This is a genomic window from Pseudomonas sp. (genome assembly GCF_026224925.1).
GTDB lineage: Bacteria > Pseudomonadota > Gammaproteobacteria > Pseudomonadales > Pseudomonadaceae > Aquipseudomonas.
On record NZ_JAMFRV010000688.1, the window covers coordinates 1 to 8,328 of the forward strand.

Sequence of the window (8,328 nt, forward strand, 5' to 3'; positions counted from 1 at the left end):
GGCGGATGACAGCATTGACCTGCTGTTTTGCCATCAGACGTTTCACCATCTGGTGGAGCAGGAGCAAGCCCTGGCCGAGTTCTACCGAGTGTTGAAACCGGGTGGGTATCTGCTGTTTGCCGAGTCGACCAAGGCCTACATCGACACCTGGGTGATTCGCTGGCTGTTCCGCCACCCGATGCAGGTACAGAAGAGCGCGGCCCAATACCTGGACATGCTGCGCGGCCAAGGGTTTGACTTCAGCCCGCGCAACGTTTCGTACCCGTACCTGTGGTGGAGCCGCTCAAAAGATTTTGGTCTACTGGAGCGTTTTGGCCTGCGACGCCCCGCGCCGTTTGGCCAGCGTGACGAAACCCTAGTCAACGTGGTTGCGCGCAAACCCGTGCAAGGCGGCGCGCAATGATTGGCCGTTGGCTGCTTGGGGCATGTCTTATCCTGTTGTGCGCGTGCGCTAGCAAGGCGCCATTGCCTGAACGTTCACCGCACCTGATGCTGCCCATTCAACTGCACATTGTGCGCGAGCAAGCCGAACAGCGGCAGGACTGGTTATTGGTGATTCAACAGGAAACCGCAGGCCTGCGCTGGTCAATGATGGACCCGCTGGGCATTCCTGTTGCGCGCCAACGTCTGGTTGACGGCGCGTGGCAGGCCGATGGTTTATTGCCACCCAACCCACAGGCCAGAGAGCTGTTCGCTGCACTCCTTTTTGCCCTGACGCCTGACACTGAGCTGCACAGCAATTATCCCGCAGCGTTAGTTCATACGGACCAACGCGATATCGGCAAGCGTTGGCACATCAAGTACCGTCAACCTCAGGTGTTTGATGTGTATATGGAACAAGGCCTGACGTATCACATAAGCCCCTTAACCGGTGAGGTAAGCCCATGACCGCTTATCTCAATGCCCTAGGGGTTATCTGCTCGCTTGGCACTAATCAGGCCGAAGTCGCTCGGGCGCTGTTTGCCGGTGATTGCTCAGGCATGCGCGACGAAGACGGCTGGGTCGTGGGCCGTCGTTTGCCGGTCGCCGCCGTACGCAGTGAACTGCCGCCGATTCCGAGTGCACTGGCTGAACACAGCAGCCGTAATAATCAACTGCTGCTGGCTGCTGCGCTGCAGATCGAAGACGACATTCGACAGGCCATCAGTCGTTTCGGCCCCTCACGGGTTGGTGTGATTCTCGGCACCAGTACCTCGGGCATCGATGAAGCCAGCCGTGGCCTTGCGGTCTATCTGCGGGATAAAAAATTCCCCGCCGACTATGATTATCAGCAACAGGAACTCAGCGCTCCGGCAAATTTTCTGGCCGCGTGGCTGAACCTCAGCGGCCCGGCGTATGTGATTTCTACAGCCTGCACCTCCAGCGCCCGGGCGTTGCTCAGCGCTCGACGCTTGCTCGACATGGGCCTGTGCGATGCGGTGCTGTGTGGCGGCGTAGACAGTCTATGCAAGCTGACGCTGAACGGCTTTTCGGCATTGGAAGCGGTGTCGATACAGCGTTGCAATCCGTTCTCCCGCAATCGCAACGGGATCAATATTGGCGAAGCAGCGGTGTTGTTTTTGATGACCCGCGAAGCCAGTGGCAGCCACTCGATCGCGTTGCTGGGTGCGGGCGCCACCTCTGACGCGCACCATATTTCGGCGCCAGAACCCAGCGGCCGCGGCGCGCGCGAGGCCATGCAGAAAGCACTGAACAACGCGAAACTAAGCGCAGAAGACATTGGCTACCTAAACCTGCATGGCACCGCGACACACCACAACGACGCCATGGAAAGCTTCGCCGTCAACGGCGTTTTCCCGCAAGGGGTGCCCTGCTCTTCAACCAAGCCGTTGAGTGGCCACACCCTCGGCGCGGCGGGTGCGCTGGAAGCTGCGTTTTGCTGGTTGAGCCTGGCGCCGGAAAACAGCCAAAACGCACTTGCGCCTCATATCTGGGATGGTCAGGCCGATACACAGCTACCGGCGCTGAATTGGGTCGAACCCGGCCAATGCTTGACGCCCAACATCCCTCGTCGATTGATGAGTAATTCCTTCGCTTTCGGCGGCAACAACGTCAGCCTGATTATTGGAGACGCCCCATGATCGACTGGCCGATTGCTGAATTGATCCCCCACGCGGGCAACATGATCCTCATCGACCAGGTGCTGTCGTTCGATGAAGAGCAAATACACACCCGCCTGACGGTCCGTCCCGGCGGCCTGTTTAACCGTGCCGATGGCAGCTTGCCGGCGTGGGTTGGCGTTGAGCTGATGGCGCAGAGCGTCGCGGCGTACGCCGGCTGTCAGGCCCGTGAACACGGTAGATCAATGAAGCTTGGGTTTTTGCTGGGTACACGCAAGTTTGAATGCAACGTCGACCACTTCCCCGTCAGCACCGAACTGACGATTCATGCCTTGCGCTCATTAGAAGATGAGAATGGCATGGGCATTTTTGAATGCCATATGACCGGCCCCGGCATCCACGCCACTGCGCGCCTTAATGTGTTCTGCCCGCCGCAAACCGCTGCCTATCTTGCCGAAGGAGTTCGCGCATGACTGAATCCATATTGGTCACCGGCTCCAGCCGTGGCATCGGCCGCGCCATCGCTTTGCGTCTGGCCCAGGCGGGCTATGACCTGATCCTGCATTGTCGCAACGGGCGCACGGACGCCGAAGCGGTTCACGTTGAAATCCAGGCCTTGGGCCGGCAAGCGCGCATCCTGCAATTTGACGTTGCCGACCGCGCAGCCTGCAAAGCCATTCTCGAAGCCGATGTCGAAACCCATGGCGCCTACTATGGCGTGGTCTGCAACGCAGGCTTGACCCGCGACGGGGCTTTTCCGGCGCTGACCGATGAAGACTGGGATGTGGTGATGCGCACCAACCTCGATGGTTTTTACAACGTGTTGCACCCGGTGATGATGCCGATGATTCGGCGCCGTGCAGCTGGGCGTATTGTCTGCATCACGTCGGTGTCGGGATTGATCGGCAACCGTGGGCAGGTCAACTACAGCGCATCGAAGGCCGGAATTATCGGTGCAGCCAAAGCGCTGGCCATCGAACTGGGCAAGCGCAAAATCACCGTCAACTGCGTCGCGCCAGGTTTAATCGACACAGCAATGCTCGATGAACACGTGCCGGTGGAGGATCTGATGAAGATGATTCCAGCCGGGCGTATGGGCACCCCGGAAGAAGTGGCCGGTGCCGTGAATTTCTTGATGTCGGCCGAAGCGTCCTACATTACCCGCCAGGTTTTGGCAGTCAACGGAGGCCTGTGCTGATGAAGCGCGTCGTCGTCACCGGCATGGCCGGTATCACCTCATTAGGCAGCGACTGGGCAAGCATTGAAGCTAACTTCATCGCAAACCGTAGCGGCATTCGGCGGATGGATGAGTGGAATCGCTTCACCGAGCTCAATACTCGGCTTGCGGGGCCGATTGATGATTTTGCCGTCCCCAAACATTGGAATCGCAAACAACTGCGCAGCATGGGCCGGGTTTCACGGCTAGCCGTCGGCGCGGCCGAACAAGCACTGCTCGACGCTGGGCTGTTGGGCGATGAGATCATTCGTGACGGTCGGATGGGGGTGGCCTGTGGCTCTTCCACCGGCAGTACCGACGAGATCAAAGCCTTCGGCAATATGCTGCTCAACTCAGTGGCCGAAGGCCTCAATGCCAACTCGTATGTACGGATGATGCCGCACACCACTGCGGCGAATATCAGCATCTTCTTCGGCCTGACCGGGCGGTTGATTCCTACGTCCAGCGCCTGCACCAGTGGCAGCCAGGGCATCGGTTATGCCTATGAATCGATCAAGTTTGGCCGACTGCCATTGATGCTTGCCGGGGGCGCCGAAGAGCTGTGCCCGACCGAAGCGATGGTGTTTGATGCGCTGTATGCCACCAGCCTGAAAAATGACGCCCCGCATACCACTCCGCGCCCTTACGACAGCGACCGTGATGGGTTAGTGATTGGTGAAGGCGGCGGCATGCTGGTCCTTGAAGAGCTAGAGCATGCCTTGGCCCGAGGCGCACATATCCATGCAGAGATCATCGGCTTCGGCAGCAACGCCGACGGTGCTCACTCCACCCGCCCGGAGCAAGTCACCATGCGCCGCGCCATGGAACTGGCCCTGGAAGATGCGGGGCTGGCGCCCGAGGCGATTGGCTACGTCAACGGTCACGGCACCGCCACGGAGCAAGGTGACATTGCTGAAACGCTGGCCACCAGCAGCTTGTTCGGTGCGCGGATGCCCATCAGTTCACAAAAAAGCTTTCTCGGTCATACCTTGGGCGCCTGTGGTGCTCTGGAATCATGGTTCTGTATCGAAATGATGAACCGCGACCGCTACATCCACACCCTCAACCTGGACGTTGTCGACCCGCAATGCGGCGAGTTGGATTACCTGCGCGCAGAGCCACGCCAGATGAGCAATCAGTTCGTGATGAACAACAACTTTGCCTTTGGTGGCGTGAACACCTCGTTGATCTTCAAGCGCTGGGTATGAATTATAGGAAATACCCGTAGGATCGAATTTATTCAGGAAGCAGGCGGCGCGATTTTCCTGATACACCGCGCTGCAGCCTTCGCGAACAAGTTCGCTCTCACCGAATTTCGGTATGGCACTCGATTTTGGGCAATTCCCATCCCACAGTTGCTCCTACAGGGGGCCGAGCTTTCTCTGCAGCAACTCAACAAACGCCTTGGCCATCGGCGAGTGCTGGTCCTTGCGCTGCACCAGCCACACCGCCGTGTTGGCCCCCTCATCCAGCACCGTGCGATAAACCACGCCGTCGATACGCATGCGTTGGTAAGACGCTGGCAATACGGTCACGCCCAACCCGGCGGCCACCAACCCGATGATGGTCATCGGCTCGCCAGCTTCCTGCGTGATCAGCGGGCTGAATCCTGCCTGGTGCGCCAGGCTCAATAACTGCGCGTACAACCCGCTGCCGTAGGTGCGTGGGAAAAACACGAAGGGTTCGGCAGCCAGCGCCGACAGGTACAAACCCTTCTCACTGCCCGACGCTAAAGGATGATCCGCCCGAATAATTGCCACCAACGGCTCGCGGAACAACTCCACCGCCACCAGCGAGTCAGGCAGTGGCAAGGGGCGCATGATGCCGACCTGCACCGAGTTTTCCACCAGTGCTTCGGCGGTCTCCATGCTGGTCATTTCTTGCAGGGCCAGATGAACTGCAGGAAAAGCCTGACGGAACGCAAATATTGCTTGAGGAATACTGGAGTTGAATGGCGCTGACGCGGTGAAACCAATCTTTAATTCACCGAGCTGCCCCAACTGCGCTCGACGCGCCACATCGGCGGCTTTGCCGACTTGGGCTAGGATCAAACGTGCCTCGTCAAGAAACAACCGGCCGGCTTCACTCAGCTCGACCCGACGGTTAGTGCGCTCGAAGAGCCGCGCGCCCACTTCTTTCTCCAGGGCCTGAATTTGCTGACTTAACGGCGGCTGGGAAATACCCAGAGCTAGCGCGGCCCTGCCGAAGTGCAGCTCTTCGGCCACTGCGATGAAATACCGCAGATGACGTAATTCCATGAACCCACCATTAGGTCGTTTTAGATATCAAACAGGTCGAACAATATATTGGAAAGAATCATTGGCGAGCTATATTCTTTTTTACATTGCTGTCGTCTGCCCCATCGAGGTCATTGTGAAAACTGCTGTTGCTCCACCTCCCGAAACAGCTGATACCCAAGGTCGTCGGTCCCCGCACGTCACCGAAGGGGTAGCCGCACTCGCCGAAATCTACACCGAGAAAGGCACCCCGCTGTTTTTACGCACGGTGCTGGCCTTGTTTTCCGGGGGCTTTGCGACCTTTGCCCTGCTGTACTGCGTGCAACCGCTGATGCCGGTGTTGTCCCACGAATATTCGATTAATGCCGCACAGAGCAGCCTGATTTTGTCTGTCGCCACCGGCATGCTGGCGTTTGGTTTGCTCATTACCGGCCCCATTTCGGATCGGCTCGGACGCAAGCCGGTGATGGTGACGGCGCTGTTTTGCGCGGCACTGTTCACCCTGCTGGGCGCAATTATGCCGACGTGGGAAGGCATCCTGCTGATGCGTGCGCTGGTTGGTCTCTCACTCAGCGGGTTGGCCGCAGTGGCGATGACCTACCTCAGTGAAGAGATTCACCCACAGCACATTGGCCTGGCGATGGGCTTGTACATTGGCGGCAATGCCATCGGCGGCATGAGTGGCCGGGTAATCACTGGGGTATTGGTCGATTACGTCAGCTGGCACACCGCAATGCTGGTCATCGGTGGTCTGGCAATGATCTCGGCTGCCGTGTTCTGGAAAATCCTTCCGGAATCACGAAACTTCCGCCCTCGCTCACTGCACCCGCGCAGCCTGCTCGACGGCTTTACCTTGCAGTTCCGTGACGCCGGGTTGCCGTGGCTGTTCCTCGAAGGCTTCCTACTGATGGGCGCTTTCGTCACGATGTTCAACTACATCGGTTATCGCTTGCTGGCTGACCCTTACCACTTGAGCCAATCCCTTGTCGGGCTGTTCTCGGTAGTTTACCTGTCAGGCATTTATAGCTCTGCGAAGATCGGTGCATTGGCCGACAAGCTGGGTCGACGCAAAGTGCTGTGGTCGGTCATCGTATTAATGTTAGCGGGCCTCGCGGTGACGATGTTCAGCCCATTGTCGATGGTCATCGTCGGCGTGCTGATGTTCACCTTCGGCTTCTTCGGCGCCCACTCCGTCGCCAGCAGCTGGATCGGCCGCCGCGCAATCAAGGCCAAGGGGCAGGCATCATCGCTCTATCTGTTCTGTTATTACGCAGGATCGAGCATCGCCGGCACGGCAGGCGGTTTCTTTTGGCATTACGCCGGCTGGAACGGCATCGGTATATTCATCGGCGTGCTGCTACTGGGCGCATTGGCAGTGGCACGGCGCTTGGCCAAGCTGCAACCGTTGGCGGTGAATCTGTAGGAGCGCGCTTGCCCGCGATGGATCGCGAAGCGATTCCAAATGCTCAACCCAACTCCAACTGGAGGCACTGCACTACTTGGATTACGACTGCTCCGGTCGAGGACGACCCCGGACCGATCGCGGGCAAGTTCCTGCAGTGACCGAGTTTGCTGCGCGACAGCGCAGCGTCGAAGACGGGCTGAAATCCCTAAAACAACATCCGCCCGACCACCCTTTTGCCAGCCCACTCATGCTTGACCACCGCCGCAATGTGCGTCACGACCAATATCCCCAAGATCGCGCAGCCAGCCTCGTGCACATTAAAAAGCACAGCCAACCAGTACGGATCATTGATTAAGTTAGGGATGCTGAACAGGTCGAAGACGTTGATGTGGCGGTCCATCATCAGTGTTCCGGTCACCAGCACGAGGCCAACGGCGCCGTAGAGCAGCGCATGCACCAGCGCAGCGGCAAGTTGCTCGGTAGGTCTCCCAGCGGTCGGGTCAGGCTTGGGGTGTGTCTGCCGAACGTACAGACGAAGAATGAACACAGGGATGAATAACGTGGTGATCGAGATATTAAGGAACGCTACCCACTGCTTCACTTCAGGCTTTACCGGAAACAGCCCTGTGTAAAACCCACTGATCAACGCCCAACAAATCACCAACGCTGATACCCAGTGCAAGAGCACCATGAGCTTCGAATATTTTTGACTGCGCATTTCGCTACTTATTCGGGCCGAAAAAAACCCATCCAGCTGCAATAGAACGCCAGCAGAGGATGGGGTTTTGACTACTTAACCTGCGTGATACTGGGCCGACATCTCGTGCACGGCTTCCATAAACGCGCCAGCGTGAGCCGGGTCGACTTCAGGGGTGATGCCGTGGCCGAGGTTGAAGACGTGGCCGGTGCCGTGGCCGTAGCTGGCGAGGATGCGAGACAATTCGCGGCTGATATCGGCAGGGTTAGCGTAAAGCACCGTCGGTTCCATGTTGCCTTGCAGGGCGACTTTGCTACCAACACGCTGGCGGGCTTCGCCGATGTCGCAGGTCCAGTCCAGACCCAGTGCATCAGCACCTGCGTCGGCAATGCTTTCCAGCCACAAACCGCCGCCTTTGGTAAACAGGATGACCGGCACTTTGCGTCCGTCGTGTTCACGGATCAGGCCGTTGACGATTTTGCGCATGTACGCCAGCGAGAACTCTTGATACGCCGCTGCCGACAGGCTGCCACCCCAACTGTCGAAGATCTGCACCGCTTGCGCGCCCGCAAGAATCTGACCATTGAGGTATGACGTGACCGACTGCGCCAGCTTATCGAGCAACAGGTGCATGGCTTGCGGGTTGTCGTAGAGCATGGCTTTGGACTTGCGGAAGTCTTTCGATGAACCGCCTTCGACCATGTAGGTCGCCA

At 58.4% G+C, this 8,328-nt stretch carries 10 protein-coding genes; 7 read left to right on the plus strand and 3 right to left on the minus strand.

What is annotated here, in order from left to right:
* The 6 genes from M0974_RS28750 to M0974_RS28775 form a co-directional block, all read left to right on the plus strand.
* Nucleotides 1–403, plus strand: a 403-nt coding sequence (locus M0974_RS28750) for a class I SAM-dependent methyltransferase (protein WP_297845083.1), incomplete at its 5' end; no start/stop codon positions are given.
* Nucleotides 400–888: a hypothetical protein gene (locus M0974_RS28755; RefSeq protein WP_297845085.1), complete on the plus strand. Its 489-nt coding sequence runs from the start codon at nucleotides 400–402 to the stop codon at nucleotides 886–888. The genes M0974_RS28750 and M0974_RS28755, both read left to right, overlap by 4 nt.
* A complete protein-coding gene (locus M0974_RS28760) occupies nucleotides 885–2,081 on the plus strand; it encodes a beta-ketoacyl-[acyl-carrier-protein] synthase family protein (RefSeq protein ID WP_297845087.1) in 1,197 nt (398 codons plus the stop codon). The genes M0974_RS28755 and M0974_RS28760 overlap by 4 nt, the downstream gene beginning before the upstream one ends.
* Nucleotides 2,078–2,533, plus strand: coding sequence for a hotdog family protein (locus tag M0974_RS28765; protein WP_297845089.1), 456 nt, complete (start codon nucleotides 2,078–2,080; stop codon nucleotides 2,531–2,533). The genes M0974_RS28760 and M0974_RS28765 overlap by 4 nt, the downstream gene beginning before the upstream one ends.
* Complete coding sequence (gene fabG, locus M0974_RS28770) at nucleotides 2,530–3,258, plus strand: 3-oxoacyl-ACP reductase FabG (protein WP_297845091.1); 729 nt, start codon at nucleotides 2,530–2,532, stop codon at nucleotides 3,256–3,258. The genes M0974_RS28765 and fabG overlap by 4 nt, the downstream gene beginning before the upstream one ends.
* The gene (locus M0974_RS28775; protein ID WP_297845094.1) at nucleotides 3,258–4,484 is read left to right on the plus strand and encodes a beta-ketoacyl-ACP synthase; all 1,227 of its coding nucleotides are present in this window, start codon (nucleotides 3,258–3,260) and stop codon (nucleotides 4,482–4,484) included. The genes fabG and M0974_RS28775 overlap by 1 nt, the downstream gene beginning before the upstream one ends.
* A 153-nt stretch (nucleotides 4,485–4,637) precedes the next feature.
* Here M0974_RS28775 and M0974_RS28780 read toward each other — a convergent pair whose 3' ends face one another.
* Nucleotides 4,638–5,534: a LysR family transcriptional regulator gene (locus M0974_RS28780; RefSeq protein WP_297845096.1), complete on the minus strand. Its 897-nt coding sequence runs from the start codon at nucleotides 5,532–5,534 to the stop codon at nucleotides 4,638–4,640.
* Nucleotides 5,535–5,649: 115 nt separating this feature from the next.
* Here M0974_RS28780 and M0974_RS28785 point away from each other — a divergent pair, with 115 nt between their 5' ends.
* Nucleotides 5,650–6,936 carry an MFS transporter gene (locus M0974_RS28785; protein ID WP_297845097.1) on the plus strand — a complete coding sequence of 429 codons (1,287 nt, stop codon included), beginning with the start codon at nucleotides 5,650–5,652 and terminating at the stop codon, nucleotides 6,934–6,936.
* A gap of 187 nt (nucleotides 6,937–7,123) precedes the next feature.
* Here M0974_RS28785 and M0974_RS28790 read toward each other — a convergent pair whose 3' ends face one another.
* Together M0974_RS28790 and M0974_RS28795 are read right to left on the minus strand one after the other, a co-directional pair.
* Nucleotides 7,124–7,636 carry a cytochrome b/b6 domain-containing protein gene (locus tag M0974_RS28790; RefSeq protein ID WP_297845098.1) on the minus strand — a complete coding sequence of 171 codons (513 nt, stop codon included), beginning with the start codon at nucleotides 7,634–7,636 and terminating at the stop codon, nucleotides 7,124–7,126.
* 75 nt (nucleotides 7,637–7,711) lie between these two features.
* A partial coding sequence (locus M0974_RS28795; protein WP_297845099.1) for a uroporphyrinogen decarboxylase family protein occupies nucleotides 7,712–8,328 on the minus strand: 617 nt, incomplete at its 5' end.

Coding starts and splice junctions, on each gene's coding strand:
- M0974_RS28765 (WP_297845089.1), top strand. CDS start 2,078: ATGATCGACTGGCCGATTGCTGAATTGATCCCCCACGCGGGCAACATG.
- M0974_RS28760 (WP_297845087.1), top strand. CDS start 885: ATGACCGCTTATCTCAATGCCCTAGGGGTTATCTGCTCGCTTGGCACT.
- M0974_RS28775 (WP_297845094.1), top strand. CDS start 3,258: ATGAAGCGCGTCGTCGTCACCGGCATGGCCGGTATCACCTCATTAGGC.
- fabG (WP_297845091.1), top strand. CDS start 2,530: ATGACTGAATCCATATTGGTCACCGGCTCCAGCCGTGGCATCGGCCGC.
- M0974_RS28755 (WP_297845085.1), top strand. CDS start 400: ATGATTGGCCGTTGGCTGCTTGGGGCATGTCTTATCCTGTTGTGCGCG.
- M0974_RS28790 (WP_297845098.1), bottom strand. CDS start 7,636: ATGCGCAGTCAAAAATATTCGAAGCTCATGGTGCTCTTGCACTGGGTA.
- M0974_RS28780 (WP_297845096.1), bottom strand. CDS start 5,534: ATGGAATTACGTCATCTGCGGTATTTCATCGCAGTGGCCGAAGAGCTG.